Below are 25,422 nucleotides of genomic sequence, written 5' to 3'. Positions count from 1 at the left end.
CCACCTTTGACAGTGTTTCGACTCCTTTGCACTCTGCGCTAAGGAGGACGGAATGCCGCTGGAAATTCTATTGGTGTTGGTCGTTGGGGGCATAGCCGGGATTACGCTGTTGCTGCATCTGACAGGCAAGTCGCGGTTGCATGTGCTGACGCCGGACACGGCGCCACGCCAGTGGCTCCGGCATTTTCCCGATGACACGGTGATCGGCGTGACAATCGCCCATGACGGTCACGCGGCGCTGGTGCGGACACAGAATGGGGCCGGGTTGATCTGGTCCTTCGGGGCCGACACCGTTGCGCGGCAACTCCAGGATTTCGACTGGCTTGAGACTGCCAATGGCATCGAAGTTCGGTTTCACGACTTCAGCACCCCACGCGCGACCCTTCACCTTGACCAGACCGAACGCCAACACTGGCAACACTTGATGAGGCCCGCATGACAGACCAGGTAAGCTTCCCCGATGCGGTGCAATGGGCCGTCCCGTTTTTCATCGCTGCTATTCTGGCAGAATTCCTGTGGATCGCAGTCAAAGGCAAAGGCGGTCGGTATGAAACGCGCGATGCGGTGACCTCGCTGATCATGGGGGCCGGGAACATCGCGTCGGGCTTTTTGCTGGGCTTTATCGCCTATGCGTTTTTCATGTGGCTTTGGCAGATCACTCCTCTGGATCTTGGCACGTCAATTCCCGTTATCATTCTGTGCTTTGTTCTGGATGATCTTCGCTATTACTGGGTACATCGTTTTGGGCATCGCATTCGCTGGGTCTGGGCCAGCCATGTCAACCACCACAGCTCGCAGCACTACAATCTGACCACAGCGCTGCGGCAAACTTGGACCTATACCTTTACGTTCATGATGGTCGTTCGCGCGCCGCTGATCCTGCTGGGTTTCCATCCGGCCATGGTTCTGTTCGTTGGCGGATTGAACCTGATCTATCAGTTCTGGATTCACACCGAGGCCATCGGCAAGATGCCCCGATGGTTTGAGGCGGTCATGAATACCCCCAGCCATCATCGCGCGCATCACGGCCGAAACGCACGGTATCTGGATTGCAATTACGCCGGAGTTTTCATCATCTGGGACAAGATGTTCGGGACATTTGTGCCTGAACAGGAAAACGACCGGGTCGATTACGGGCTGGTTCACAATATCGGCACCTTCAACCCTTTGCGCGTTGCGTTTCACGAATGGGTCGGCATCTGGCACGACGCCACGCAGCCCGGCCTGACACTGCGGCAACGTCTGGCCTATTGTTTCGCACCGCCGGGTTACAGCCACGACGGCAGCCGCGACAACTCGGAACAGATAAAAGCCAAGCACCTGGCTCGCCACCCCGAGGACCGGGGAACGCCCGGATTTGAGCAGGTCGACAAGATCTTGCCCAAAGGACAGGCAGAGCAGGCCTGACACAGCTGTCAGGCCCCACTACGACTTGAACTCCGGCTTTTGCACGCCATATCGGTCATTGAATGTGGCGCACAGTTGAGCGAGGGGCGGCATGAAACGTTTGGCAACCATTTCGACCTTCGTCGGGTTATTTGGCCTGTTGCTGGCCATGCTTGCCGCGCTCGGCAGCTTTGTTGGCACGCTGATCGCACTGGGTTTTGTCCTGATGATTCTGGGTGCGACAGGAGCCCTTCTTGGAGCCGCGGCATCACTGGCCCGTGCCGGGCATTCCGCGCGCTGAAACCGCATTAAGCAACTTCTTCTGACGCTTTAACCGCAGATTCATCTGTTTGCCCCGAAACTGTGTCAAAACACCTGTTTCGGACACAAGAGAATCTGCGCCTATGGGAAACAAAAAGCTCGCCAATCTTCCCGAAGGGTTGGACACCCCTTTGAATGCAGCAGTGTCAACACGGGATCGTTCGGTGGTTCAGATGGCAACCGATGCTGTGAAGCACAAGCAATGTCGGTTGGCCTTTCAGCCAGTTGTTCAGGCGCACCCGCCGCATGGCATCGCGTTTTACGAAGGGTTCATTCGCGTGCTGGATGAAACAGGGCGTGTTATACCCGCCCGCGAATTCATACCGCAGGTTGAAAACACCCCGATCGGACGTGATCTCGACTGCGTCGCGTTGGAACTTGGTCTGCGCACGTTGGTGAAGAACCCCCAGATCCGCCTGTCGATCAACATGTCCGCCCGCTCGATCGGTTATTCCAACTGGTCCGGTATACTGGACCGGTTTCTGAAACGGGACCCGCAGCTGGGCGAACGGCTGATCCTAGAAATCTCCGAAAGCTCTGCCATGCAGGTGCCTGAATTGGTGGTCGACTTCATGGACCGCCTTCAGGATCGCGGCATCGCCTTTGCGCTGGACGACTTTGGTGCCAGCAACTTCAGTTTCCGCCACTTTCGCGAATTTCTGTTCGACGTCGCAGAGATCGATGGTCAGTTTATCAGGGGTATCAGCGACAGCCCCGACAACCAGGCTTTGGTGCGGGCCTTGATTGCCGTGGCGCGTGAGTTTGAAATTCTGGTCACTGCCGAATCGGTCGAAACACAGAAGGATGCGGCGTTTTTGCTTGCAAGTGGCGTGGATTGCATGCAGGGCTTTTTATTCGGTGCGCCCAGTGTTTCACCCCCGTGGAAGCAGGAAAGAAGTTCAAAAACAGCAAGTTGATCCGTGGGTGATCGACATTTTTCCGCCATTTCCCAAGCTGAGACAAGCTGCCCGTTGCTGCATGTGCAGCATTACGCTATTGCAGAAGTACTTGAGCGGGGGATAACGGGGCGCTCTTGTTTCGAGAGGGAAACTCTCGGCCTGCGCCGTCAGACATTCCGCCAGATAATGACGGTAAAGGACTGATCATATGACCAACGTAGTAATCGCATCCGCCGCACGAACAGGTGTTGGCAGCTTTAGTGGTTCGTTTGCGAACACCCCCGCACATGATCTGGGCGCGGCCGTCCTGGAAGCAGTTGTCGAGCGCGCCGGGATTGAAAAAGGCGAAGTCAGCGAAACCATCATGGGTCAGGTTCTGACTGCGGCTCAGGGCCAGAACCCGGCTCGGCAGGCGCATATCAACGCCGGTTTGCCGCAGGAAAGCGCCGCCTGGGGAATCAACCAGGTTTGCGGCTCGGGCCTGCGTGCCGTCGCATTGGGCGCTCAGCACATCCAGCTGGGCGATGCCGATATCGTCGCCGCTGGTGGTCAAGAAAACATGACCCTGTCACCCCACGCCGCCGCCCTGCGCGCGGGTCACAAGATGGGCGATATGAAGTATATCGACACCATGATCCGCGATGGTCTGTGGGATGCCTTCAACGGCTATCACATGGGTCAGACGGCGGAAAACGTTGCCGAGAAATGGCAGATCAGCCGCGACATGCAGGATGAATTCGCTGTCGCTTCGCAGAACAAGGCCGAGGCGGCGCAAAAAGCTGGCAAGTTTGTCGACGAAATCGTGCCCTTCACCATCAAGACCCGCAAGGGCGACATCGTGATGGACAAGGACGAATACATCCGCCACGGCGCTACAATGGAAGCCATGGCAAAGCTGCGCCCCGCCTTTACCAAGGACGGATCGGTCACAGCTGCAAACGCTTCGGGCCTGAACGACGGCGCCGCCGCGACCCTGTTGATGTCGGCTCAAAACGCAGAAAAGCGCGGAATCGAACCTTTGGCTCGCATCGCGTCCTACGCAACTGCCGGGCTGGACCCGTCGATCATGGGCGTTGGCCCGATCTACGCTTCGCGCAAGGCATTGGAAAAAGCAGGTTGGTCCGTCGACGATCTGGACCTGGTTGAAGCCAACGAAGCCTTTGCGGCGCAAGCCTGCGCAGTGAACAAGGACATGGGCTGGGACCCGTCGATTGTGAACGTGAACGGCGGCGCAATTGCCATCGGCCACCCGATCGGTGCATCAGGTTGCCGCGTTCTGAACACGCTGCTGTTCGAAATGAAGCGCCGCGACGCAAAGAAAGGTCTGGCCACTCTGTGCATCGGCGGCGGCATGGGTGTCGCCCTGTGTGTGGAGCGCGACTAAGTGCGCCAATAACCAAATAGAAAAGGGCGTCCATGGGACGCCCTTTTTTGTTACACTGGGGTCGTACCCCTTAGGTGCGACGATATTGCCATCCGAAATAAACACCTTAACGACGAAACAATATTGCGCACAAGCATCTCTCAAAGTAACAGCATTACCAAGGCGACTAAAATTGGAGGAGTCCTAAATGGCACGTACAGCACTCGTTACCGGCGGTTCTCGCGGCATTGGCGCAGCAATTTCCAAGGCGCTCAAAGCCGAAGGATATAACGTTGCGGCCACCTATGCAGGGAATGACGAAGCCGCCGCGAAATTCACCGAAGAGACCGGCATTAAGACCTACAAGTGGAACGTCGCCGATTATGACGAATCCAAAGCAGGTATCGAAAAGGTTGAGGCCGAGGTTGGCCCCATCGATATCGTTGTCGCCAACGCTGGCATCACCCGTGATGCACCTTTCCATAAAATGACACCCGATCAGTGGAAAGACGTGATCGACACCAACCTGACTGGCGTGTTCAACACTGTGCACCCTGTCTGGCCTGGCATGCGCGAGCGCAAGTTTGGCCGTGTCATCGTCATCAGCTCCATCAACGGTCAGAAGGGCCAGTTCGCTCAGGTGAACTATGCTGCGACCAAAGCTGGCGATTTGGGCATCGTGAAATCTCTGGCGCAGGAAGGCGCGCGGGCGGGCATCACGGCCAACGCAATCTGCCCCGGTTATATCGCAACCGAGATGGTGATGGCGGTGCCTGAAAAGGTACGCGAATCGATTATTGGCCAGATCCCTGCCGGTCGTCTGGGCGAGCCTGAAGAGATTGCACGCTGTGTGACCTTCTTGGCCTCGGACGAATCTCAGTTCATCAACGGCTCGACCATCTCGGCCAACGGTGCTCAGTTCTTCGTCTGATCCAGGCTTGTGAACAAAAAAACGGGCCGGCCCCTTTGGACCGGCCCTTTCTGATCCCGTAAGAACGCGCGCGCTGCGATCAGCGGGAACCCAATACCCAATTCCACATCTGCCGGACCACCTTGCCACGCTCTTCATGAGCGCGCAGGATCGCCACTTGGGCGGCGGGATTTGTTGTCATCTCGATCATGGCAGCCGCCTTTCAATTCAGTTTTGCTTGACCTGATGTGAATATGAAGGTCACTTAAAGCCGTGACAAACGAAGTTTCCTGAACCTTCAGTTAAGAATTTCTTGGCTATGAGTGATTATCTGCCCCCACTTACCGCGCTTCGGGCTTTTGATGCCGCGGCCCGGCACATGTCCTTCGCGAAAGCGGCGGAAGAGCTGCACGTGACGCCAGCGGCCCTGTCCTTTCAGATCAAATCGCTTGAGGAGCATCTGGGCCGCCCTCTGTTCCGCCGTCTGAACCGCGCTGTGGAACTGACCGATGCGGGCCGCGCCCTGGCCCCCGGCGCGGCAGAAGGCTTTGCCACCTTGCAAGCCGCGTGGCGTGCCGTACGCAGGCAGGAGGATGGCACCGGACTGACCGTCACCGCAGGTCCGGCGCTGACCGCAAAGTGGCTGGCGCCTCGCCTTTACGAGTTTGCCCGTGCGCATCCGGAAATCGATCTGAAATTCTCGGCCACGTTGCGCAATATGGATCTGGAGCGGGATGATGTGGATGTTGCCATCCGGTTTGGCAATTCCGCCGATGAGGGGCTGTATTCCGTACCTGTAAGAAAGGAGTGGCTGACTCCGGTCATGACCCCGGAGCTGGCGGAACAATTCACCACGCCAGACAGCCTGCGCGACGCACCGTTGATCCACGACGATTCGATCAACTTTCTGACCCCACCCTGCGACTGGCCTGCCTGGTTCCGCGCTGTGGGTATCGATTTCACACCCACTCATGGGGCGCATTTTTCCAACGCAGATCACGCGATTGACGCCGCTGTCGCTGGTGTTGGTGTCGCCCTTGGACGGCGTGCCATGATCCTCAAGGACTTGACCGAAGGTCGGCTGGTTGCCCCCTTCAAGGTCGCGCTGGAAACGCAGGGCCGGTTCCGATTCCTGTGCCTTCCGGGGGCCGAGAAACGTCCTCAGATCGCAGCATTTCGGGATTGGTTCCTGACCGAGATTGAAAAGACCGCGCATATTTCGGATGAGTTCGACATTATTCCGATCGAAGAGGTTTCCGGATCATGACCAAAACGCGCGCAACAGCCATCGGTTTTGGGGCCGTACTATTATGGGCTTTGCTGGCGCTTTTGACCGTCGGCTCTGCACCTACACCGCCTTTGCTGCTGAACACGATCTGCTTTTCGATTGGTGGTACACTTGGGTTGATCTGGACAGCCGCAACCGGTGGGTTCAGCGGGTTGAAACAGATCCCCTGGACGACCTACCTGTTCGGTTCATTGGGCCTGTTCGGGTACCACGTATTGTATTTTTCAGCCCTACGCATGGCCCCCGCGGCCGAGGCCGGACTGATTGCCTATCTCTGGCCCCTTCTTATCGTTCTGTTTTCCGGCCTGCTACCGGGCGAGCAGCTTCGCGCTGGTCACTTGATTGGGGCGTGCCTTGGCTTTGCTGGGGCTGCTTTGATCATCACCGGAGGCGGGAGCGCAGGTTTTCAGGCGCAACATCTGCCAGGATACACATTGGCCCTGCTTTGCGCGATGACATGGTCAGGCTATTCAGTTCTGTCACGCAGATTGGGTGATACACCGACCAGTTCGGTTGCGGTCTTTTGTCTGATGGCTGCGTTGGCTTCGGGTCTGCTGCATCTGGCAATGGAAGACACCGTGCTGCCCGACTCGACACTAGGGTGGGTTTCTGTACTGGCACTTGGCCTTGGGCCCGTTGGGCTGGCCTTTTATGTCTGGGATATCGGGGTGAAGCAGGGTGATATTCAAATGCTCGGGACCTCATCTTACGCGGCCCCGCTATTGTCGACACTTGCTTTGGTGATGGCCGGGATCGCTGCCCCATCCTGGGGGCTGGCGATCGCGGCTTTTCTGATTACCGGCGGGGCCTTGATCGCGGCCCGTTCCAGTTTGAAATCTTAAGCAGACAGTCGCTCGATCTCTTCCTTCAGCTTGAGCTTCTGTTTCTTCAGCTGGGCTATGTGGAGATCATCGATGCCTGGCGAGCGTTGGGCTTGTTCTACTTCTAGACCGAGAGATTCATGCTTTTTCTTCAGTTCTGTCAGATGTGCGCTCACGCTCATTGCGATCCTCCTTTTATACGTGTCTGTATGTCACGTAAGAAGTTGATCACATCGTTTCCACCCTGTCACGCTGCAGACGCACAGAATCTGAAACAAATCCGACAAAATCGGCTGGACATTGCCGGTCGTCGTCAGAACCCGGGCAGGGCAGCGGCCTTCCGAAGCACAGCCGAAACCGCATCCGTATAGCTTTCGCCGTCTTTTTTGTGACGTTCACCCGCGTGCAGAATCAAAGGTGGGTGGAGGCGAAATGCCGCACGCCCTCCTTTGCGGGCGCGCAGAATGATCAGTTCAGCCTCTCGCCCTGTCCGTGGGCTTAGCGGCAACAACTCTACCGATCCCAATCTCCCTTGGCACGCTGCCAGCATGTCGGGCAGTCGATCGGCTTTCTGGATCATGTGCAGGTACCCTTTTTGCGCAAGGCGTCTGGCAGCCACTGCAATCCAGTCGGCCAACTGGGTGTCTTCGCTCAGGGCCACACTTCTTCCAGCATCCTTTGCAGGGCTATGCGCCCCCGCCCGATAATAGGGCGGATTCGCAATGACGTGATCGAACTGGCGCTGCCGAAGCGCCTCGGGCAAAGCGGTCAGGTCAGCTTCGACAACTTCCAGTTCTATCCCGTTGATTTCCGCGTTTCTACGGGCCAATTCCGCATAGGCGGGCTGGAGCTCGATACCTGTCACGTGCAAACCGGGCACTCGTGAGGACAAGCAAAGAATGGCGGCACCGGCACCGCACCCCAGCTCCAACACAGACTGACCTGCCCTGACCGGAACGGATGCGGCAAGCAATACCGGATCGACCCCGGCACGATAACCCGACTGAGGTTGCAGCAACCGGATCCTGCCCCCCAGGAAATCATTGCAGCTGAGTTCACCATCGGAAAACCGGTTCATCGGCCCAGCGGAATTTCATTGTCGCGCATCACACGTTCGGCACGGGTCAGGTCTTCGGCGCGAACCATCAGTCGGCGGGGAAAGATCCCGATCCCACCTTCGAGGATGCTCATATTTACGTCCATCTGAAAGCAGTCTATATCCTCGCCTTCAAGGAGAGCGGATGCAAAGGCCAGGATCGTCGGATCGGTACTGCGCAATAGTTCTTTCATGGGGATGGATGTAAGGGCAAGGCGGGGCGGAAGTCGAGCCTTGTATCAGGAGTGTGATGACCGTCGGCATGATCTCAAAACCGCATGAGCGCCTCGCTGAAATTCTGGCGGGTGAAATGGAGGCTGTGAACACGTTGATCCGCGCCCGGATGGCGTCGGACCATGCCCCACGTATCCCCGAAGTGACCCAGCACCTGGTCGAGGCAGGCGGAAAGCGCCTGCGCCCAATGCTGACATTGGCAGCGGCGCGGCTGTTTCGCTATTCAGGTGAGCACCACGTGCGCCTTGCTGCCACGGTCGAGTTCATCCACACCGCCACCCTTCTGCACGACGACGTTGTGGATGAGAGCGCCCAACGGCGCGGACGCCCGACCGCAAATCTACTTTGGGATAACAAATCCAGCGTGCTGGTCGGTGATTACCTGTTTTCCCGCAGCTTCCAATTGATGGTCGAAACGGGTTCGCTGCGGGTTCTGGATATCTTGGCTAATGCCTCAGCAACCATCGCCGAAGGCGAGGTGCTGCAAATGACCGCGGCAACCGACCTGCGTACAGATGAAAGCGTTTACCTACAGGTCGTGCGCGGCAAGACAGCAGCTTTGTTTTCAGCTGCGACCGAGGTGGGTGGCGTGATCGCCGGTGCATCGGAAGAACAGATCAAAGCTCTGTTCGATTATGGTGACGCATTGGGGATCGCATTCCAGATTGCGGACGACCTGCTGGATTATCAGGGTGACAGCAAGACAACCGGCAAAAATGTGGGCGATGATTTCCGCGAACGAAAGCTGACCCTGCCTGTCATCAAGGCAGTTGCACAGGCCACGCCCGAAGAACGCGCGTTCTGGGAGCGTACGATCGAAAAGGGCCGCCAACAGGAAGGCGATCTGGATCATGCGCTGGGCCTGATGGACAAATACGCAACGCTGGAAGAAACCCGGCAGGACGCATTGGGCTGGGCGAACAAGGCAAAGGCATCTTTGGATGTTCTACCTGATCATGAAATTCGCAGCCTGCTGCGCGAACTGGCCGATTACGTGGTCTCGCGCCTTAGTTAAGCTGCGTCGCGCGGCACCACCAATCAGGATGCGCCGCACCGATCTCATAGGCCGCGAAATGCGCGTCTTTCATTGTGGGGTACAGCGCATAACAGGTCGAGCCGGAGCCCGACATGCGCGTTACAAGGGCACGATTGGTCATGTTCAACTCGTCCAGAACCTGCTCGATCTCAGGTGCAACGCCCATGGCAGGTACCTGCAGGTCATTGCGTTGATCACGCAACCACAGGGCACAGACTTCAGCGTCTACAAAATCTGGGACTAACTCAGGCATCGGCGGATTGTCTCTGGACGACAATGCGTTGAAAACGGCATTTGTCGGCACCGGCACATTCGGGTTGACCAAAAGGGCGGGTAAGTGCGGAAGGTTCACCGCCGCCAAACGATCGCCAATGCCTTGCATTCTGATCGCCCGGCTTTCCAGGCAAACGGGCACATCTGCCCCCAGTGACAACGGCAAGTCAGGCGGGACGTCACATCCCTGCCCTGCCAATGTCCAAAGCGTGGCGGCCGCATCCGATGACCCACCCCCTATACCTGCCCCGTGGGGCAGCGACTTGATCAGGTCTACATGCCCGGTCCAGCCGACGCCTTCGGCCGCTTTCCAGACCAGATTACGGTTGTCCGTGGGCACGCCTTCAGCAAACTCCCCAATCACGTCCATAGACAGTTCGGGGCCGGGTGTGAATGTCAACTGATCGCCCAGATCAGCAAAAACCACTAACGAATCCAACAGGTGATAACCGTCCTTACGACGTCCGGTCACATGGAGGGTCAGGTTGATCTTGGCGGGCGCAAACGCCTTAATTTCCATTTGCGACTTTCAAAGGTTCCGCACCTTCTTCGGCCAGAACGGCGCTTAGTCCGACTTCGATCTTGCGTCGAATGCGATCCGGGTCAGCCTCGCCATCCGTGTCTTCGGGGTCAACGAAGGACAGAGCCCGTTTCCACTGGAACTCGGCCTCACGCGCTCGTCCAACAGCCCAATAGACGTCCCCCAGATGATCATTGACGACCGGATCAACGGGCATCAGCTCGACCGCGCGCTCCATATGCTCGACCGCTTCTTCGTAACGACCCAGACGGAACAAAACCCAACCCAGACTATCCACGATGTAGCCACTATCCGGGCGGGCCTCGACCGCGCGCTGGATCATGTCCAGCGCTTCATCCAGCTTTTCTTTCCTTTCTACCAAAGAATAGCCCAGATAGTTCAGCACCTGCGGCTGATCCGGATTCAACTCCAGCGCCCGGCGGAAATCGGATTCAGCCTGATCCCACTGCTTCAGCCGCTCGTGGCTTATACCGCGCGCGTAGTGCAGGAACCAATTCCCGCCTGCCTGACTGTCCGTCAAACCAATCGCAGTGTCATAAGAGGCAACCGCAGCCGCATAGTTTTCCTGACGACGTTGAAGATCTGCCAGAGAAACATGGACGCTGGGTAAATCAGGATTTTGCAGCGCCAGGTTTTGCAGAACTTCAATGGCCGCATCGGTTTTTCCGGACTTGTCCAGGATTTCGGCCCGTCCAAGTTCTGCGGCATGGTGGTCATTACTGCCGGCCTGGACCATGCGATAGGCGGCAACAGCCAGATCATACTGTTGCAGCTTATCCAGCAATTCCGCGCTCAGCAGAATGGCGTCCACGTGGTCAGGGCGCAGAAAACTCGCCAGTCGTGCGTAAAGCAGGACGTAGTCAGCCGAAGCCTCGCTGTTCAATGCGGCACCAACGGTAAAGAATATTTCCGCCATTCCATCCAGCGCAGAACCAGCGTGGGTGAACGGAAGCGTCTCGCCCGCAGTCAATTGGCCGGTATAGGCTTCAATGGTCGGATCGCTACCGGAAACAAACACATCGTCCAGAAACTGTATGGCGTCTTCGTTGCGATCCAGCTGTGACAGCACCTCTGCACGGGCCAGCGCGGCCCGACGCGAGAACCGCGCAACCGCGCCGTTGTTATCCGCAAAAATCACCTCGGCACCTTCGAAATCGCCGATAGAGGCCAGTGCCATGGCTTTGTGATACAGCGCAAATTCCCTGAGGCCTTCCTGCGTTGCCACGGCATCGAACTGATCCATGGCCTTTGTCATTTCACCTTGCCCCAGATGGGCCCATGCGATCATCAGCCCATCAACCAAAGGACCGATCCCCTGCGTTTCAGGGTCACGCGCCAGAAGTTCGTCAAACTTGCCGTCTGCGATCAAATTGGCCGAAATCGCCATGCGCGCGGCCTGGCTGGGAATGTTGGCTTCCTCGATCTGCTTTGCAACAGGTAAAGCACGGGCAATTTCCCCCAGCGCAAGGCGGGCGACAACAACGCTTTCCAAGAGCAGCGCGTTTTCCGGATCAAACCTGAGAGCCTGGGCGTAGTATCTTTCCGCCGCAGAATAGTCGCTTTCGTAGATCGCCTGACGCCCGGCCAGATAAGAACCAGCACCCGATTCTGAAAAGGCCGGAACTGCGACCGACGACATGAGCAGCACGGACAATGCCGCGCGACGAACCAGGGAAACCACCGAAATCCTGCCTTGCTATCGTTGACTGACGGTTAAGCTAGGGCTTCGGTCGGCAAGAGGCAATGGCAGAGCCTTCACGACCCTGCCATTGCCGGTTTTTTGCTTACATGTTCGGATAGTTTGGTCCGTCGCCACCCTGCGGCGTGGTCCAGGTGATATTCTGGCTTGGATCCTTGATGTCGCAGGTTTTGCAGTGAACGCAGTTCTGGAAGTTGATGACGAATCGCGGACCGTTGTCATCCTTGACCATTTCATACACGCCTGCCGGGCAATAGCGCTGCGCCGGTTCGTCGAACTTGGGCAGGTTGACCTTGACCGGGATATCCGGGTCCGTCAGGCGCAGGTGGCAGGGCTGGCTTTCCTCGTGATTGGTTGCCGCAAAGGACACGTTGGTCAGACGGTCAAAGGACAGCGTCCCATCGGGCTTGGGATAATCGATCGGCTTGTGCTTGCTGGCTTCCTCAGTCGACTGGGCATCGTTCTTGCCGTGTCCCAGCGTACCAAAGAACGAAAAGCCCAATGTGTTGGTCCACATGTCCAGGCCACCCAGCACCAGCGAGGGGATCATGCCCCACTTGGACCACATCGGCTTGACGTTGCGCACCTTCTTCAGGTCCTTGCCAATCGCGCCATTGCGAACGTCGGCCTCGTAAGCGGTCAGCTCATCGCCCGAACGGTCAGCCTTGATCGCGTCATAGGCGGCCTCGGCGGCAGCCTTGCCCGATAGCATCGCATTGTGGTTGCCCTTGATGCGCGGCACGTTGACCATGCCCGCTGAACAGCCCAGCAGCGCAACGCCCGGCGCCACCAGCTTGGGCATCGACTGAAGACCACCCTCGGTGATCGCACGGGCACCGTATGCCACGCGCTTGCCGCCTTTAAGCAGCTCGGCCACCATTGGGTGATGCTTGAAGCGCTGGAACTCCATATAGGGGTACAGGTGCGGGTTCTTGTAGTTCAGGTGAACCACAAAGCCGACATAGACCTGATTGTTTTCAAGATGGTAGATGAACGATCCGCCGCCTGCGTTGCCGCCCAGAGGCCAGCCCATTGTGTGCGTGACCGTACCTTCCTTGTGCTTGGCCGGGTCAATCTCCCAGATCTCTTTCATGCCGACGCCGTATTTCTGCGGCTCTTTGCCGACAGACAGGTCATATTTGGCGATGACTTCCTTGGACAGTGATCCGCGCACACCTTCCGACAGGAAGACGTATTTGCCGTGCAGTTCCATGCCCGGCTCAGTATTGGGGCCATAAGAACCGTCCGCTTCCAGACCAAAGACACCAGCCACGACGCCTTTGACTTCGCCATTGTCGCCGTAAACCAGCTCGGAACAGGCCATGCCGGGGAAGATTTCCACGCCCAGCTCTTCGGCCTGCTCGGCCATCCAGCGGCAGACATTGCCCATCGACACGATATAGTTACCATGGTTGTTCATCAGCGGCGGCATCGGGAAGTTGGGGATTCGGATTTTGCCTGCCTCACCCAGCATGTAGAAATTGTCTTCATGCACCGGCACGTTCAGCGGAGCACCTTTTGCCTTCCAATCCGGGATCAAAGCGTCCAGCCCGCAGGGATCGAGAACTGCGCCAGACAGGATATGAGCGCCCACTTCTGAGCCTTTTTCCAACACGACAACATTCAGATCCGCGTCCAACTGTTTCAGTCGAATGGCCGCCGACAGGCCCGCAGGACCTGCGCCTACGATCACCACGTCATATTCCATTGCTTCGCGTTCAATCTCGGCCATCGCGGGCTCCCTAGCTTACTTTCCGAATTGGCGCTGTCACTGCAGGATCTGCGCAATTTTGTTTCACGGCTGATTACATGGTCAGAAAGACTTTGGTCAATCGAAACACGGCGTAACAAGGGCGCTATTCGACACATCAGTCCTCTGGTGCATCACCCATCAGGTATCTGGGACCGCTACCATGAGATTTTGCCCTGTCATCGGGGTTATAAAGCTTGCATTTCGGCAAGCTGAGGCATCCGCATCCGATGCAGCCGTCCAGATTGTCGCGCAATCGCATCAGGGTATCGATTCGCTGGTCCAGATGAGTGCGCAACCGCACGCTTATGGCTTTCCAATCCTGCGGTGTCGGTGTTCGCTTTCCCGGCAAGCCCGACAAGACCTCGCGGATTTCAGGTAAAGTCAGGCCGAACTGCTGCGCGATCATGACAAAGCTCAGCCGCCGGATATCTGCCCGCTGGTAACGTCGCTGCCTACCCGCATTGCGCCAGGGCGCAATCAAACCCTGTGCTTCGTAATACCGTATCGCTGAAACGGCCAACCCCGTACGTCGGGCCAATGCCCCGATTGCCAACCCTTCTGAAACAGCCATGTCATCCTCGAAGAAATACCTTGACCTAAAGTTAGGTTTAGAAATTACGGTGAGTCGAAACAAGCCAAAAAGGAGATCCCATGATGGCAACGCTTGAGCATACCAATTTCACTGTCAGCGACCCACAGGCCTCGGCCGCCTGGATGCAGCAGGTCTTTGGCTGGAAAACACGGTGGGAAGGGCCCGCAATATCAGGCGGATATACAGTGCATGTCGGATCGGCACACACCTATCTTGCGCTTTACAAACCCGATGCGCCGAAACCATTGGTCGAAAGCAGCTACGATGTCGTCGGCGGGCTGAACCATGTTGGTGTTCTGGTCGAAGATATCGACGCAACCGAGGTCAAGGTGCGCAAGGCGGGGTTCGAACCCCATAATCATGCCGATTACGAACCGGGGCGTCGGTTCTATTTCAGGGATGACAACGGCATCGAGTTTGAAGTGGTTCAATATGATTGAGATGCTGTGGCTCTGCACGCCTTCGAGGCGATGGTGCAAGGGCGGGCAACCGGACCATCGCCACAGGCCACACCCGAAACAATCCAGACGGCACGATGTTGCGAATTGATCGCTGCACCTGCTGACACCTCTTGCAATTCACGTGGTATTTGGGTCAGGTAATCGTCAACCTAGGACTCGCCCCGACGCTTCTGTGCGGCGGGGCGAGTCAGTTTATGCGTGGACGTAGAGAGTATGGAAAAGATCCCTATGACGCCTGCGGGCAATGCCGCACTCGCAGCTGAGCTGAAGAACCTCAAATCCGTTGAACGCCCTGCGATCATCGAAGCCATCGCATCGGCGCGTGAACTTGGCGACCTGAAAGAAAATGCCGAATACCATTCAGCCCGCGAAAAGCAGGGGTTTATCGAAGGCCGCATTAAAGAACTGGAAGGTATCCTTTCGCTAGCGGATGTAATTGATCCAACAAAACTGTCCGGCGCAGTCAAATTTGGCGCAAAGGTTACTTTGGTTGACGAGGATACCGACGAAGAAAAGACGTGGCAAATCGTCGGTGAATATGAAGCCAATATCGAAGCCGGCCTTTTGAATATCAAATCCCCCATCGCCCGCGCCCTGATCGGCAAGGACGAAGGTGACAGCGTCGAGGTGCGCACCCCTGGCGGCGTGCGTTCTTATGAAATTCTGAGTATCAAGTACGCCTAACCGGAGCGCATGTAATGTCGGGGCCCAAACCTGACCCGGAAACTGAAAGACCGACTTCGCTGGGCATCTATGACCGCCCAAAGGCACCGTCTGTCACCGAGATTGAGATTGCCGCACTGGTGCTCAGCCTAATTTGGCTGGTGGTGTCGGTTGTTTTTCTGGTGTTGCCAGATAAGGCGCAAAGCGGTGGTTTTGTTGTCACCTTTCTGGCCGTTTTCATGCCTGTGGCGATGATCTGGGTCGCGGCCACTGCCATGCGTGCCAGCCGCGTGATGCGCGAGGAAAGCGAGCGGCTGCAAACTGCGATTGATGCGATCCGTCAGGCTTATGTGGCGCAGCAGCAGCGCGCATCCAGCACCTACGAACCGGCAGTGGCCAAGAAACTGGATGAGATCGCAGCCGCGACGCGGAAAACCGAAAGCACGCTGGCAACATTTTCGACCAAGCGCACAACGCCCCCTTATGCCCCGGCAAAACCACTCGTTGCGGGTGCTCAGACCTCGCTTGAACTGGGCACATCTGCGGAAGAAATTGCGCCACCGCTGAGCACCGATATCTTTATCCGCGCCTTGAATTTTCCGGAAACTCAGAATGACACCGAAGGGTTCAACGCCCTGCGCGTGGCGCTGAAAGACCGCAAGACGGCACAGATCGTGCAAGCCTCGCAGGATGTTCTTACACTGCTCAGCCAGGAAGGCATCTATATGGACGACTTGCGCCCTGACATGGCCCGGCCCGAAATCTGGCGCCAGTTCGCGCAGGGCGCGCGGGGTCGCGCCGTTGCCGCGCTGGGGGGTGTACGGGACAGGTCCTCGCTGGCACTGACAGCTGCGCGGATGAAACAGGATCCGATTTTCCGCGACGCCGCCCACCATTTTCTCCGCCGCTTCGACAAGATGATGGCCGAGTTCGAGCCCAACGCAAGCGATGCAGAACTGAGCGCTTTGGGTGAGACCCGCACGGCGCGGGCGTTCATGTTGCTGGGACGCGTGGCCGGGACGTTTGATTAGTCCGATTTGACGACCCAAGACATCTTGGTCGCGCTGCTGAAACCAAACACGTAACTTAAAGGTCCGGTTTTTTCTTCACCCACAGGCCGAAATCCTTCGCGCTCATATAAAGCGCGGGCGCGGGGGTTTGTGTCGATAACGTCAAGCTGAACGACTGACATGTTTTGTTTCCGCGCCTCACGCTTAACGGCATCCAGCAAGGCCGTACCAACACCTTTACCACGCGAGCCCGCGGCCACAAATATGCCATCCATCTGAAACACGCCGGGTTTCAGTTCGCGCTCCAAAATGCTGAGGATGAGGGCGCGCCAAATGGCCCCAAACCAGCCATAGACCTTTGCTAGGTCTGACATTCTGCCTCCGGCCAATGCACCATCGCGTGTCTTGAAACCTGCAAGCCCCAAAACCCGGTCTTCCTTGTCCCGTGCAACCAGCGCATAATCCGGGTTCAACGAAGTTTCGAAGAAAGCCAGCCCCTTTTCATCCGGGCCCATGACTTTATTCAGTTTCGCCGAAAATGCCTGCCAGAACAGGGTCGCCACCAGTGGGCGTTCAGCATCAGAAAAACCGCGTGAGACCGTGATTTTCACAATCCGAAACTTCCATACGGTATGAAGCGAACCATATCCCCGGGTTGGATGTGCCGAGCTCCATCTTCAATTTCGACCAGCCCTTCGGCCCAGCTGAGCCCGCTGATCCTGCCCGATCCTTCTGACTTGAAGACTTCAACCCGGCCTTCCCGTATGCGCGCGCGCAGGTATTCGCGGCGGCCCGGTTTCTTGCGCTTTTCAAAGGCCGCGGGAACTTCGAACCCTTGCGGTTCGATCCAGCCTTCGCCAGACATCAGGCCCAGCGCCGGTCGCGCAAAGATCAAGGTGCAGACCAAGGCGGCAACGGGATTGCCGGGCAGTCCAAAGACAGGGGTTCCGGACCACAACCCCAAAGCCAGAGGGCGACCGGGTTTCAAGGCGATCCTCCAGTGTTGCATCGCCCCCGCCTGGCGCAGCAAGGCAGATACGTGGTCTTCGTCACCAGCAGATGCGCCACCACTCGTCAGTATCACATCTGCCTGTTCCGCAGCCTGATCCAGCCGTTCCCGCAGGGCGTCCCGATCATCTGAAACACGCCCCATATCCACAGGTACAAACCCCAGCCTTTCGACCAGAGACAACAGCATCGGGCGGTTGGCGTCGAATATCTGACCCGGTCCGGCGCGCGCTCCGGCGTCGATCAGTTCATCGCCGGTCGATACCACGGCGACACGCAGCGGCTTGCGCACATTCACCTCGGCAATGCCCAAAGCGGTGAGTAACGCAAGATCAGCCGGTGTCAATCGGCGTCCTGTAGGCAGGGCCAGATCGCCTGCGGCCACATCCTCGCCCGCTTGCCTGGTATTTGCCCCCTTTTTCAGCGGACCATGGAACGCGATATGCCCGTCTTTAACTGTGACATCTTCTTCCAGAATAACCGTATCCACCCCGTCAGGCAGCGCCGCACCCGTCAGAACGCGCAATGCCTGGCCCACGGGAACGTCACCTTCAAACGGGATACCGGCTGCTGCGCGCCCATCGACCAGCGGCAGGATCTGTGGCCCATCTGAAACCGGACCAGCGAACCCGAACCCATCCACGGCTGTATTCGGTTGCGGCGGGTTGGAACGTTGGGCTGTAACATCTTCTGCCAGAATGCGCCCACCCGCCTTATTCAGCGCGACCGTGTCAACCGAGGTAATCGGATGCAACCTGTCGCGCAAATAGGCCAAGGCGTCATCAACCGGCGTCCACTCCACACCCGCTGGCAGCGCAAAACAATCGTTGCGCAACGGTGGCGGGGCTATGTTCGGCTTGTTCTGTGTAACACCCAATATCCAGCCTTCCTCTGCCGCAGAAACATCTAATTGCGCATTCAACTCCTGCTCTGTCAAACGCGACAGAGTCAAGGCGACCTGTTCGACTTGCCAAGCATCCTTGATCCGCCCATCTGGTTGCGCTCCCAAGGTGAGCGACGGCCAGATCTCCACAAAGGCGACGGGTTTATCCAACGGCTCGAACGGCCAGACCGCGACTTGTCCGGCAAAGCGATGGCGGAGCCTGCTTAGGACTGGAAGCCCCATCATCACCTGCCCACCGACCGCGCCTGCACCCGCCATCTGCCAGCAGGTGAAACTGCCTTTTGCCGAGGCTTCAACCGCACGACGGTCGGAAAACGGATTGGAATAGCCCGTCTTGGTTCGCGGCAAACCATCAATTTCGCGCCCAAGGCCATTCATCCAAAATGGGCCTCTTCCTCCGAATTGTCGATTGATCCGGCCTGCCAAGTCGAAACGATTGTTCGTTTTCGGACCGTCCTCGACATGCTGTTCGAACCAATCCCACAAGACCAAGGGGTCATCCGTTCCGGTCATCGCGCGGGCAAAACCCTTCGGGTATCCAAAAGGGAAGTCAAACCCCAGAAATAGGCGTCGGCCTGCTTTCAGTTCGGTGTGGATCAGGGCATCCAGCCACGCCTCGGCAAGCGCCCGGTTGCGTAGGTATTCAGGTCCCTGTGCCCGCCCTTCACGCGCAATACAGACCCAGATCGCGTCTTTGCGCGGTGTTGGCCCGGTGTCATTTCCACCAGACCAGTCCACCATGGCAAAGGTCTGGAACAGGGTCACAAACCGACCTCATCCAATATGAAGTCCGCGATCCTGACTGTATCATTCAAGTCGAAAACCGGGCAATCCAGTTCCAGCGCCGTGTCGCTGGCAACGGCTCGAACGGTATCGTTTTCAATCGCGATCAAAGGGTTTCCCGCCTCGGCGCGAAACGCCTCGATCTTTGGGTGACCTTCCCGCTTGAAGCCTTCGACCAGCACCAGATCAACCGGAGAAAGCCGCGCCAGCAATTCGGCCAAAGTTGGCTCGTGCGCACCGCGCAGCTCTTGCATCAAGGCGACGCGCTGCCCCGACGCAAGCAACACCTCGCTGGCACCAGCAACGCGGTGACGATGACTGTCCGTGCCCGGCTGGTCCACATCGACGCCGTGATGCGCATGTTTGACAGTTGAGACGGTAAAACCCCGCCCCGTGATCTCGGTCAACAGCCGTTCCATCAGCCCGGTTTTGCCTGCGTTTTTCCAGCCAGTGACACCGTAGACTCTCATACCTGCTCCAACAGTGTCCGGGCGCGGTCCAAATCGTCAGGTGTATTGACGTTGAAGAACGGATCAAACGGGTCAGCCTGGAACATAGCCTCGCGTCCGTCATGTTTATCAGTCCACAGCACGACCTTGCGCAACCCGTCCGTCAGAGCCGCCCGCAGATCATCGCGCAGAGCCACAGGCCAGAGCCCAAAGGTCGGGTGCCGGTTGACCCGCCTGCCCCCTCCGGATTTCAGCGCTTCGTCGCCCGTTCGCGGAGTAGTGGCCAAGACCAGAGGATGCACCTGCCCCTCTGCCGCCTCTTGCAGGCGCGCCACCAAATCACGCGGGAAGAACGGTGTATCTGCGGCAGCCGTTACGATACTGTCGGCCCCCTGATCTGCCGCCCAGTCGAGCCCCGCCAGAACACCGGCCAAAGGGCCAGCGAAGCCTTCAATCGTGTCAGGCAGAACGGGTAGCGTCAAATCGCTGAAACGCTCGGGGTCACCATTTGCGTTCAGGGCCAAACCACCGACTTGAGGAGACAGCCGATCAACGACATGGGACAGCAGGCTCCGCCCGCCAATCTGCAATAAACCTTTGTCACCACCACCCATCCGGGTGGCCTGCCCGCCTGCGAGGATGACGCCGAGAGGTTTTTTGTTTTCATCACTCATTGGCTACTCTTCCGCCGGTGTTTCCTGTCTTCGGCCACAACCGTCGACGGGTCCACATCGCGAACCAACCGTTCCTCACCGGAAAGACAAACAAAGCGCTGTCCGCGCATCCGGCCGATCAGCGTAAGGCCGAGCTCACGCGCGATCTCGACACCCCAGGCGGTGAAGCCGGAACGGGACGCCAACACAGGAATACCCATCATCGCCGTTTTGATCACCATCTCGGATGTCAGGCGACCGGTGGTATAGAGGATCTTGTCCTCTGCCGTCGCCCCCTCGGACAGCATCCAGCCTGCGATCTTGTCGACGGCATTATGGCGACCCACGTCTTCCATATAAACCAGCGGACGGTTTTCGCGGCACAATACAGTCCCATGAATTGCCCCGGCCTCAAGATAAAGCGACGGGGTGCGATTGATCTTGGCCGCCAGTTCGTAAAGCCACGAGGTACGCACCTGCACTTGCGGCAGCTGAACGCCCTCAAGACCCTCCATCATGTCCCCGAACACCGTTCCCACAGCGCAGCCACTGGTGCGCGTCTTTTTCTTCAGCTTGTCCTCGTACGAAGTCGCGCGTGCGGTGCGGACAACAACGGTTTCAAGATCATCATCGTAATCGACACGGGTAATCTCATCATCGGCCAGCAACATGCCCTGATTTCGCAGGAAACCCAGCGCCAGATATTCGGGATAGTCGCCAATCGTCATCGCCGTCACAATTTCCTGCGCGTTGAGGAAGATCGTCAGTGGGCGCTCTTCAACCACTGAAATCTGACTGACCTCGCCATTCTGGTCCACCCCCTCGACGGCACGGGTCAAGCGGGCCGCGCCCGGATCAGGAGCGATTACATAGTCTGACACGTCGGTTTCGGTGACCAATTGCAACCCCTCCACAAGACCGATACTGCTGCTGGCGTCACCATAGGATTTAGCCATGGCCTCTGCCACATCCAAGTCTTACTTCTGGAAAGGTTTTCGCGACGGCACGCCGTTTGTCTTCGTGGCTGTGCCTTTTGGCCTGTTGTTTGGTGTCTTCGCGACAGAAGCCGGGCTGAATATCGTGCAGACCATTGCCTTCTCCGTCACCGTTTTTGCAGGCGCGGCGCAGTTCACAGCTCTGCAACTTCTGCAGGATGAAACGCCTACAATCATCGTTTTGATTTCGGCGCTGGCAGTGAACCTGCGGGTTGCGATGTATTCCGCATCGCTGACGCCGTTCTTGGGTGCCGCCCCCTTGTGGCAAAGAGCATGTGCGGCTTACCTGATCGTGGATCAGTCTTACGCCTGTTCAATCGTGCAGTTCGAAAAAGAGCCTGATCTAACGATCCCCCAGCGAATGGCATATTTCCTGGGTTCGATCACTCCGATCACACCGCTGTGGGTTCTGGGAACCTGTCTGGGTGCCGTGCTGGGCGCTCAGATTCCAGAGAGTTGGGCGCTGGACTTTGCCCTGCCGATCACCTTTCTGGCGATGATCGGGCCAATGATGCGTACGCTGGCCCATGTCATCGCCGCCCTGGTCGCCATTGTCGTTGCCCTGCTGACCGTGAGTGTGCCGTTCAATCTGGGCCTGCTGATCGCAGGCGCGGCAGGGATGATGGCCGGCGCGCAGGCGGAATTGATGCTAAAGCGGAACACGCCATGAACCAGATCGATCAGACAACAATATGGATCATCATCGTGGGTCTTGCGGTGGGCAGCTATGCTTTGCGCTTTACCTTCATCGGTCTCGTCGGTGATCGCCCAATGCCGCCCTGGTTGTTACGTCACCTTCGATATACAGCCGTGGCCATCCTGCCCGCACTGATCGCGCCGCTGGTGGTTTGGCCTGCAGCCACCGAAGGACAACCGGATATACCCCGTTTGTCGGCCGCAGCGGTTGCATTGTCTGTGGGCATTCTAACCAAGAACGTGCTGGCGGCCATTTTTACCGGGGCGGCAACACTTTACACATTGCTGTATCTAGTTGGATGAAGCCGCGTCCAGCTGGTTCAGGCGCGCATTGTTGAACGCCAGTCCCTTTTGCAGGTCCGCGTCGTCGTTTTCACGGTATTCCGCCGTTTGAACACCTTGCAACGCTCCAAACTGATCCGACAGTTTGACCGGATAGAATGTAGTCGTGATCTGTTCGAACCCCGGAACCTGCTGCAACAGTTGCGAAGTAGAGTTCGCACAGAAAGCACCAGCCACCGGGCCCATCTGCTTGGCCAGTTGCAATGCAATTTCGGCCTGTTGCGGGGTGACCTCGATCGTCTGGATGCGCGCATAATGTGTTTCGCGGGCGTGGCTGCTGCGATACGCACGTTCGACATTCGGAGTGATTCCGTACAGCACGTCGTTCCTGATCGGTACAACATCCGCCCGGAACGATCCTGCCGGGTCGAAAATAACCCGCTCACTGCCGCTGATCATCAACGACGTATGCGCGCCCGAACCGGTCCGGGTGCTGATCATCGTGTACAAGGTCAGGGTCGATGGCCCCGGATCGCGATAGGAACGGGACGTTATTTCAGTCTGATCCGCTTGCGGGCGCTGTGATGCAGCGCAACCAGCCAGCGTTGCGGCCACAAGGCACGCAGTCAATATCCTGAGCAAAGCCGCCCCCGAATTGCTTACGAGGCGAAAACTGCCAGGAACAGGCACAACAAGGCGATCGCGACCACACACCAGGTGGTGGCTTTGATGAAACCGTTGAAAGTTTTGGTTTGAACGTCGATGTTCATTTCGCCGTGCTTGTATTCAGCCATGAGTCTCAGAATCCCAATTCGCGTGTTTGATTTGTTGGATAATGGAAAACAAAACGCCTGTCACCACGTCATTCGCGCGCAGGGCGCGCTTACTTGAGGACCGAGCATCCGGGATAACCGAACCCCCATCGCCAGGGCAGGCCGCTGCACGGCCCGCCACCGAAACGAACCGCCCCATACATGGCATCCGCGGTGATCGCGTGAATGGTGCGAATCTGGTCAGGTTCCATATCATAGCGATCCGCGTATTCGTCGGCATACAGATCTCCATGCGCCTTAACACAGGCATGCAGGGCATCATCCGCCGCCAAACGCGCGTCATAGCTTTCCTCGGCCGAATCCGCGCCGCCGGCATTGTGATATGCCCGGTCGTGGATCACACAACAGTTTTCCCAAGGCGGATGTTCTTCAAAAAGCTCGCCAACCTGCGGGAACTGCTTTGCCACCCAGCGCCAGCTTGCGGACAACCCACCCGAACACCCGTCTGTTTCGAATGGTTGCAGCTCGGCGCTTTCGCTCTGGTCCATCAAGGCGCGATGGGCAGGCATTTCGAACCGGCGCATCAAGTCCTGTGCCAAGGCGGCGTGCGGAATAACGAGCAACAGCAGCGAAAGATTAAGGGCTTTCATCGCGCATCGCCTTGGTGTCGACCTGCAATCCGAAAGTCGTGGCCAACCACAACATCAGCCGCTCTGCTGGTCCCATTTCGGCACGCACGCGCAGAACCTCATTGGCCATGGCCGGGCGGTCGGTGATCAGACCATCAACGCCCATAGACGCCATTTTGGACATTTGCAGCGGATCGTTCACTGTCCAGACATAGATATCCTTACCGGCATCGTGAACCTTTCGGATCAGGCCCGGAGTTGCCATCCCTGCATTGATTGCGACAAACTCGCCCTCCAACCCCGACAGATCACCAATGGCTGTGGCCGCCAATACACCCGAACGCCAGTCCGGGCGCAGTTTCTTCATCTTTTGGACGGCCGGATATTTCAACGACATGGTGGCGACCTCGTCCTGCATCTCCAACTCTTCCACCAGATTGATCACCCGGTTTTCCAGATCAATATCATGGCCATAGTATTTCAGTTCGATAAGAACCCTGGACTTGCCTTTGGCCGCCTCCAGCACATCACGCAGAGTTGGCGTTCGTTCCGAGGCGTATTCCGGATCAAACCAGCTGCCGATGTCGATATCTGCCACATCCGCCATCGTTGCATCCCAGACCTTCAGGTTAACACCCGCCAGCTTCATGAAATCGCTGTCATGGGCCACGATGATCACATCATCCGCAGATTCCTGAACGTCGATTTCAACCCAATCCGCGCCGTCCTCGATGGCTTTCAGAACCGAGGCCATCGTGTTTTCCGGCCGCAAGGCCGCTGCACCCCGGTGGCCAATGACCTCGGCATGATCCGGGGCCTGCACACGTTCCAGCAGACTTTGACCTGACCAAAGGCCAATAACCAACGCGGCAAGGGATGCGCCCACTGTCACAAATACAGGCGCCCGAATTTTCCGGGGTTCTGGGTGGGCGATCTTTTTTGCGTCAATATCGAAAAACCCGTCCAACAAGACGGCCAACGCGCCCAGCGCCGTTGCCGCCAGAACCAGCCCCGCCAATGACCACAGCCCTGCGACGACAAAACTGAAGGTCAGGGCCAGCTTGAGGTTGCTGCCGTCCTGCACGGGTACGAAAGTAAACAAAAGGCTGGCCACTGCGGCAATCAAAGCGGCGATGACAAGGCGCATCCCCAGCCAAAGGGCAAGTTCGATCTTCAACCGCCCGCGCCTGCCTTCCATCTTCTGCGCACTTTGGGCAAACGCCGTTCGGGGCGCAGTTCGTTCGAAAAGGACCAAATGCAGGGCCAGCGCCCAGGCGGACAGGCGACGGATCAAAAGCCACGCCAGTACAAGAACAACCACTCCGATCAAAAGAACCGCCACCTTGAAGGCGGGGGGGCGGAAGGTCAGGTAATAGTTGATGTCATATTCAGTCAGCGTCCACCACGCGATCAGGCCAGCGACAGCCACGAATGGCAGGGCAAGCAACAGGACACGCAGGATGAAACGCACGGCAAATCCGAACAACGCCGGGAAACGGGACAGGATCAACGCGAGCGCCGCACTGCCAGCGCGCCAGGGATCTTGTTCGCCCATACGCAGCGACCCGGCCATGACCGAGAACACAAAGACCTCGGCCAGCAGAAACAGGCTCAGAACTACAAAAGACGAGATAAACCCGACCGGAGACAGCAGGAACATGGCAATGTCCTGATCCGTCAAGGCCGTCTGGTCAGACAGAGAGACTGCCAGATTGACCGTCAGTGCCACCCCTGGCGCAATCAGCGCAACAAGCAGTAATCGCACAGCGATATAAATTGGCACAAAAACCCGACGCCGGGCCCAAGCCCCCGCGTAGGCATGTGTTACGGCATGGAAATATCTGTTCACGCGGTCGCCTCCGAACTGATTCATTCATTCAAAGGCGCGCAAACGTGAATTGCAA

Annotated in this window: 30 protein-coding genes; 14 read left to right on the top strand and 16 right to left on the bottom strand. The window is 57.6% G+C overall.

What is annotated here, in order from left to right; all coding sequences use genetic code 11:
* The first annotated feature begins 52 nt into the window (after window positions 1-52).
* The 8 genes from AC2FLU_RS02905 to yddG all read left to right on the top strand — a co-directional run bounded on the left by AC2FLU_RS02905 (window position 53) and on the right by yddG (window position 7,009).
* Window positions 53-439, top strand: a complete 387-nt coding sequence (locus tag AC2FLU_RS02905; RefSeq protein WP_480554221.1) for a hypothetical protein — start codon at window positions 53-55, stop codon at window positions 437-439.
* Window positions 436-1,407 carry a sterol desaturase family protein gene (locus tag AC2FLU_RS02900; protein WP_209506579.1) on the top strand — a complete coding sequence of 324 codons (972 nt, stop codon included), beginning with the start codon at window positions 436-438 and terminating at the stop codon, window positions 1,405-1,407. The genes AC2FLU_RS02905 and AC2FLU_RS02900 overlap by 4 nt, the downstream gene beginning before the upstream one ends.
* A 91-nt stretch (window positions 1,408-1,498) precedes the next feature.
* Complete coding sequence (locus AC2FLU_RS02895) at window positions 1,499-1,687, top strand: hypothetical protein (protein WP_480585514.1); 189 nt, start codon at window positions 1,499-1,501, stop codon at window positions 1,685-1,687.
* Window positions 1,688-1,790: 103 nt separating this feature from the next.
* The gene (locus AC2FLU_RS02890; protein ID WP_496811855.1) at window positions 1,791-2,624 is read left to right on the top strand and encodes an EAL domain-containing protein; all 834 of its coding nucleotides are present in this window, start codon (window positions 1,791-1,793) and stop codon (window positions 2,622-2,624) included.
* Between the two features lie 190 nt (window positions 2,625-2,814).
* Window positions 2,815-3,990, top strand: coding sequence for an acetyl-CoA C-acetyltransferase (locus tag AC2FLU_RS02885; RefSeq protein WP_480475041.1), 1,176 nt, complete (start codon window positions 2,815-2,817; stop codon window positions 3,988-3,990).
* A gap of 187 nt (window positions 3,991-4,177) precedes the next feature.
* Window positions 4,178-4,900 (top strand): acetoacetyl-CoA reductase, encoded by a 723-nt coding sequence (phbB, locus tag AC2FLU_RS02880; RefSeq protein WP_209506587.1) that lies wholly within the window; start codon window positions 4,178-4,180, stop codon window positions 4,898-4,900.
* Between the two features lie 298 nt (window positions 4,901-5,198).
* The gene (locus tag AC2FLU_RS02875; RefSeq protein WP_496808311.1) at window positions 5,199-6,146 is read left to right on the top strand and encodes a transcriptional regulator GcvA; all 948 of its coding nucleotides are present in this window, start codon (window positions 5,199-5,201) and stop codon (window positions 6,144-6,146) included.
* Window positions 6,143-7,009: an aromatic amino acid exporter YddG gene (gene yddG, locus AC2FLU_RS02870; RefSeq protein WP_496808312.1), complete on the top strand. Its 867-nt coding sequence runs from the start codon at window positions 6,143-6,145 to the stop codon at window positions 7,007-7,009. The genes AC2FLU_RS02875 and yddG overlap by 4 nt, the downstream gene beginning before the upstream one ends.
* On the opposite strand, the gene AC2FLU_RS02865 is transcribed toward yddG, so the two are convergent.
* From AC2FLU_RS02865 to AC2FLU_RS02855, 3 genes are all read right to left on the bottom strand, one after another.
* Window positions 7,006-7,170, bottom strand: coding sequence for a YdcH family protein (locus AC2FLU_RS02865; RefSeq protein WP_083445267.1), 165 nt, complete (start codon window positions 7,168-7,170; stop codon window positions 7,006-7,008). The genes yddG and AC2FLU_RS02865 overlap by 4 nt on opposite strands.
* A 131-nt stretch (window positions 7,171-7,301) precedes the next feature.
* On the bottom strand, window positions 7,302-8,066 hold the full coding sequence (locus AC2FLU_RS02860; protein ID WP_480554226.1) for a tRNA1(Val) (adenine(37)-N6)-methyltransferase: 765 nt from the start codon (window positions 8,064-8,066) through the stop codon (window positions 7,302-7,304).
* Window positions 8,063-8,278: a putative signal transducing protein gene (locus AC2FLU_RS02855; protein ID WP_050604033.1), complete on the bottom strand. Its 216-nt coding sequence runs from the start codon at window positions 8,276-8,278 to the stop codon at window positions 8,063-8,065. The genes AC2FLU_RS02860 and AC2FLU_RS02855 overlap by 4 nt, the downstream gene beginning before the upstream one ends.
* A gap of 56 nt (window positions 8,279-8,334) precedes the next feature.
* Between AC2FLU_RS02855 and AC2FLU_RS02850 the strand changes: the two genes are divergently transcribed.
* Window positions 8,335-9,333: a polyprenyl synthetase family protein gene (locus AC2FLU_RS02850; protein WP_480554227.1), complete on the top strand. Its 999-nt coding sequence runs from the start codon at window positions 8,335-8,337 to the stop codon at window positions 9,331-9,333.
* Here the strand turns inward: AC2FLU_RS02850 and AC2FLU_RS02845 are convergent.
* The 4 genes from AC2FLU_RS02845 to soxR form a co-directional block, all read right to left on the bottom strand.
* The gene (locus tag AC2FLU_RS02845; RefSeq protein WP_480554228.1) at window positions 9,326-10,147 is read right to left on the bottom strand and encodes a 4-(cytidine 5'-diphospho)-2-C-methyl-D-erythritol kinase; all 822 of its coding nucleotides are present in this window, start codon (window positions 10,145-10,147) and stop codon (window positions 9,326-9,328) included. The genes AC2FLU_RS02850 and AC2FLU_RS02845 overlap by 8 nt on opposite strands.
* On the bottom strand, window positions 10,137-11,849 hold the full coding sequence (locus tag AC2FLU_RS02840; RefSeq protein ID WP_496808313.1) for a tetratricopeptide repeat protein: 1,713 nt from the start codon (window positions 11,847-11,849) through the stop codon (window positions 10,137-10,139). Before AC2FLU_RS02840 ends, AC2FLU_RS02845 begins: the two co-directional genes overlap by 11 nt.
* A 103-nt stretch (window positions 11,850-11,952) precedes the next feature.
* Window positions 11,953-13,599, bottom strand: coding sequence for an electron transfer flavoprotein-ubiquinone oxidoreductase (locus AC2FLU_RS02835; RefSeq protein ID WP_496808314.1), 1,647 nt, complete (start codon window positions 13,597-13,599; stop codon window positions 11,953-11,955).
* Between the two features lie 136 nt (window positions 13,600-13,735).
* Window positions 13,736-14,191, bottom strand: a complete 456-nt coding sequence (gene soxR, locus AC2FLU_RS02830) for a redox-sensitive transcriptional activator SoxR (RefSeq protein WP_496808315.1) — start codon at window positions 14,189-14,191, stop codon at window positions 13,736-13,738.
* 80 nt (window positions 14,192-14,271) lie between these two features.
* Here soxR and AC2FLU_RS02825 point away from each other — a divergent pair, with 80 nt between their 5' ends.
* The 3 genes from AC2FLU_RS02825 to AC2FLU_RS02815 all read left to right on the top strand — a co-directional run bounded on the left by AC2FLU_RS02825 (window position 14,272) and on the right by AC2FLU_RS02815 (window position 16,367).
* Window positions 14,272-14,652, top strand: coding sequence for a VOC family protein (locus AC2FLU_RS02825; protein ID WP_480518401.1), 381 nt, complete (start codon window positions 14,272-14,274; stop codon window positions 14,650-14,652).
* Between the two features lie 234 nt (window positions 14,653-14,886).
* Window positions 14,887-15,357 (top strand): transcription elongation factor GreA, encoded by a 471-nt coding sequence (greA, locus tag AC2FLU_RS02820; protein ID WP_480518399.1) that lies wholly within the window; start codon window positions 14,887-14,889, stop codon window positions 15,355-15,357.
* Window positions 15,358-15,371: 14 nt separating this feature from the next.
* Window positions 15,372-16,367, top strand: a complete 996-nt coding sequence (locus AC2FLU_RS02815) for a hypothetical protein (RefSeq protein ID WP_496811854.1) — start codon at window positions 15,372-15,374, stop codon at window positions 16,365-16,367.
* Here AC2FLU_RS02815 and AC2FLU_RS02810 read toward each other — a convergent pair.
* The 5 genes from AC2FLU_RS02810 to AC2FLU_RS02790 are packed head-to-tail and all read right to left on the bottom strand — an operon-like array spanning window position 16,364 to window position 21,099.
* On the bottom strand, window positions 16,364-16,957 hold the full coding sequence (locus tag AC2FLU_RS02810) for a GNAT family N-acetyltransferase (protein WP_480604700.1): 594 nt from the start codon (window positions 16,955-16,957) through the stop codon (window positions 16,364-16,366). The genes AC2FLU_RS02815 and AC2FLU_RS02810 overlap by 4 nt on opposite strands.
* On the bottom strand, window positions 16,954-19,023 hold the full coding sequence (locus AC2FLU_RS02805; RefSeq protein WP_496811853.1) for a molybdopterin-binding protein: 2,070 nt from the start codon (window positions 19,021-19,023) through the stop codon (window positions 16,954-16,956). Before AC2FLU_RS02805 ends, AC2FLU_RS02810 begins: the two co-directional genes overlap by 4 nt.
* Window positions 19,020-19,511 carry a molybdopterin-guanine dinucleotide biosynthesis protein B gene (gene mobB, locus AC2FLU_RS02800; protein WP_496808317.1) on the bottom strand — a complete coding sequence of 164 codons (492 nt, stop codon included), beginning with the start codon at window positions 19,509-19,511 and terminating at the stop codon, window positions 19,020-19,022. Before mobB ends, AC2FLU_RS02805 begins: the two co-directional genes overlap by 4 nt.
* Window positions 19,508-20,164, bottom strand: coding sequence for a molybdenum cofactor guanylyltransferase MobA (gene mobA, locus AC2FLU_RS02795; protein WP_480494334.1), 657 nt, complete (start codon window positions 20,162-20,164; stop codon window positions 19,508-19,510). The genes mobB and mobA overlap by 4 nt, the downstream gene beginning before the upstream one ends.
* The gene (locus tag AC2FLU_RS02790; RefSeq protein ID WP_480494336.1) at window positions 20,161-21,099 is read right to left on the bottom strand and encodes a formate dehydrogenase accessory sulfurtransferase FdhD; all 939 of its coding nucleotides are present in this window, start codon (window positions 21,097-21,099) and stop codon (window positions 20,161-20,163) included. The genes mobA and AC2FLU_RS02790 overlap by 4 nt, the downstream gene beginning before the upstream one ends.
* Between AC2FLU_RS02790 and AC2FLU_RS02785 the strand changes: the two genes are divergently transcribed.
* Together AC2FLU_RS02785 and AC2FLU_RS02780 are read left to right on the top strand one after the other, a co-directional pair.
* Complete coding sequence (locus AC2FLU_RS02785) at window positions 21,098-21,808, top strand: AzlC family ABC transporter permease (RefSeq protein WP_496808318.1); 711 nt, start codon at window positions 21,098-21,100, stop codon at window positions 21,806-21,808. The two genes, AC2FLU_RS02790 and AC2FLU_RS02785, sit on opposite strands and share 2 nt — an antisense overlap.
* Entirely contained in the window at window positions 21,805-22,137 is a 333-nt protein-coding gene (locus AC2FLU_RS02780; protein ID WP_496808319.1) for an AzlD domain-containing protein, read from the top strand. The genes AC2FLU_RS02785 and AC2FLU_RS02780 overlap by 4 nt, the downstream gene beginning before the upstream one ends.
* On the opposite strand, the gene AC2FLU_RS02775 is transcribed toward AC2FLU_RS02780, so the two are convergent.
* The 4 genes from AC2FLU_RS02775 to AC2FLU_RS02760 form a co-directional block, all read right to left on the bottom strand.
* Window positions 22,126-22,758 (bottom strand): hypothetical protein, encoded by a 633-nt coding sequence (locus AC2FLU_RS02775; RefSeq protein WP_480475007.1) that lies wholly within the window; start codon window positions 22,756-22,758, stop codon window positions 22,126-22,128. The genes AC2FLU_RS02780 and AC2FLU_RS02775 overlap by 12 nt on opposite strands.
* 17 nt (window positions 22,759-22,775) lie before the next feature.
* Window positions 22,776-22,910: an aa3-type cytochrome c oxidase subunit IV gene (locus tag AC2FLU_RS02770; protein ID WP_267364539.1), complete on the bottom strand. Its 135-nt coding sequence runs from the start codon at window positions 22,908-22,910 to the stop codon at window positions 22,776-22,778.
* A gap of 89 nt (window positions 22,911-22,999) precedes the next feature.
* Window positions 23,000-23,539: a hypothetical protein gene (locus tag AC2FLU_RS02765; protein WP_480483080.1), complete on the bottom strand. Its 540-nt coding sequence runs from the start codon at window positions 23,537-23,539 to the stop codon at window positions 23,000-23,002.
* Window positions 23,526-25,367, bottom strand: coding sequence for a glycerophosphodiester phosphodiesterase (locus AC2FLU_RS02760; protein ID WP_496714676.1), 1,842 nt, complete (start codon window positions 25,365-25,367; stop codon window positions 23,526-23,528). The genes AC2FLU_RS02765 and AC2FLU_RS02760 overlap by 14 nt, the downstream gene beginning before the upstream one ends.
* Window positions 25,368-25,422 lie beyond the last annotated feature (55 nt).

It is taken from the genome of Ruegeria sp. SAZD013, assembly GCF_059612525.1.
Note: the sequence above shows the minus strand (reverse complement) of the source record. Positions and strands in the feature narration are given on the sequence as shown.

Excerpts from the sequence above, each read along its gene's own strand:
- AC2FLU_RS02905 (WP_480554221.1), top strand. The coding sequence starts at position 53 with ATGCCGCTGGAAATTCTATTGGTGTTGGTCGTTGGGGGCATAGCCGGG.
- AC2FLU_RS02900 (WP_209506579.1), top strand. The coding sequence starts at position 436 with ATGACAGACCAGGTAAGCTTCCCCGATGCGGTGCAATGGGCCGTCCCG.
- AC2FLU_RS02895 (WP_480585514.1), top strand. The coding sequence starts at position 1,499 with ATGAAACGTTTGGCAACCATTTCGACCTTCGTCGGGTTATTTGGCCTG.
- AC2FLU_RS02890 (WP_496811855.1), top strand. The coding sequence starts at position 1,791 with ATGGGAAACAAAAAGCTCGCCAATCTTCCCGAAGGGTTGGACACCCCT.
- AC2FLU_RS02885 (WP_480475041.1), top strand. The coding sequence starts at position 2,815 with ATGACCAACGTAGTAATCGCATCCGCCGCACGAACAGGTGTTGGCAGC.
- phbB (WP_209506587.1), top strand. The coding sequence starts at position 4,178 with ATGGCACGTACAGCACTCGTTACCGGCGGTTCTCGCGGCATTGGCGCA.
- AC2FLU_RS02875 (WP_496808311.1), top strand. The coding sequence starts at position 5,199 with ATGAGTGATTATCTGCCCCCACTTACCGCGCTTCGGGCTTTTGATGCC.
- yddG (WP_496808312.1), top strand. The coding sequence starts at position 6,143 with ATGACCAAAACGCGCGCAACAGCCATCGGTTTTGGGGCCGTACTATTA.
- AC2FLU_RS02865 (WP_083445267.1), bottom strand. The coding sequence starts at position 7,170 with ATGAGCGTGAGCGCACATCTGACAGAACTGAAGAAAAAGCATGAATCT.
- AC2FLU_RS02860 (WP_480554226.1), bottom strand. The coding sequence starts at position 8,066 with ATGAACCGGTTTTCCGATGGTGAACTCAGCTGCAATGATTTCCTGGGG.
- AC2FLU_RS02855 (WP_050604033.1), bottom strand. The coding sequence starts at position 8,278 with ATGAAAGAACTATTGCGCAGTACCGATCCGACGATCCTGGCCTTTGCA.
- AC2FLU_RS02850 (WP_480554227.1), top strand. The coding sequence starts at position 8,335 with ATGACCGTCGGCATGATCTCAAAACCGCATGAGCGCCTCGCTGAAATT.
- AC2FLU_RS02845 (WP_480554228.1), bottom strand. The coding sequence starts at position 10,147 with ATGGAAATTAAGGCGTTTGCGCCCGCCAAGATCAACCTGACCCTCCAT.
- AC2FLU_RS02835 (WP_496808314.1), bottom strand. The coding sequence starts at position 13,599 with ATGGCCGAGATTGAACGCGAAGCAATGGAATATGACGTGGTGATCGTA.
- soxR (WP_496808315.1), bottom strand. The coding sequence starts at position 14,191 with ATGGCTGTTTCAGAAGGGTTGGCAATCGGGGCATTGGCCCGACGTACG.
- AC2FLU_RS02825 (WP_480518401.1), top strand. The coding sequence starts at position 14,272 with ATGATGGCAACGCTTGAGCATACCAATTTCACTGTCAGCGACCCACAG.
- greA (WP_480518399.1), top strand. The coding sequence starts at position 14,887 with ATGGAAAAGATCCCTATGACGCCTGCGGGCAATGCCGCACTCGCAGCT.
- AC2FLU_RS02815 (WP_496811854.1), top strand. The coding sequence starts at position 15,372 with ATGTCGGGGCCCAAACCTGACCCGGAAACTGAAAGACCGACTTCGCTG.
- mobB (WP_496808317.1), bottom strand. The coding sequence starts at position 19,511 with ATGAGAGTCTACGGTGTCACTGGCTGGAAAAACGCAGGCAAAACCGGG.
- mobA (WP_480494334.1), bottom strand. The coding sequence starts at position 20,164 with ATGAGTGATGAAAACAAAAAACCTCTCGGCGTCATCCTCGCAGGCGGG.
- AC2FLU_RS02785 (WP_496808318.1), top strand. The coding sequence starts at position 21,098 with ATGGCCTCTGCCACATCCAAGTCTTACTTCTGGAAAGGTTTTCGCGAC.
- AC2FLU_RS02790 (WP_480494336.1), bottom strand. The coding sequence starts at position 21,099 with ATGGCTAAATCCTATGGTGACGCCAGCAGCAGTATCGGTCTTGTGGAG.
- AC2FLU_RS02780 (WP_496808319.1), top strand. The coding sequence starts at position 21,805 with ATGAACCAGATCGATCAGACAACAATATGGATCATCATCGTGGGTCTT.
- AC2FLU_RS02770 (WP_267364539.1), bottom strand. The coding sequence starts at position 22,910 with ATGGCTGAATACAAGCACGGCGAAATGAACATCGACGTTCAAACCAAA.
- AC2FLU_RS02765 (WP_480483080.1), bottom strand. The coding sequence starts at position 23,539 with ATGAAAGCCCTTAATCTTTCGCTGCTGTTGCTCGTTATTCCGCACGCC.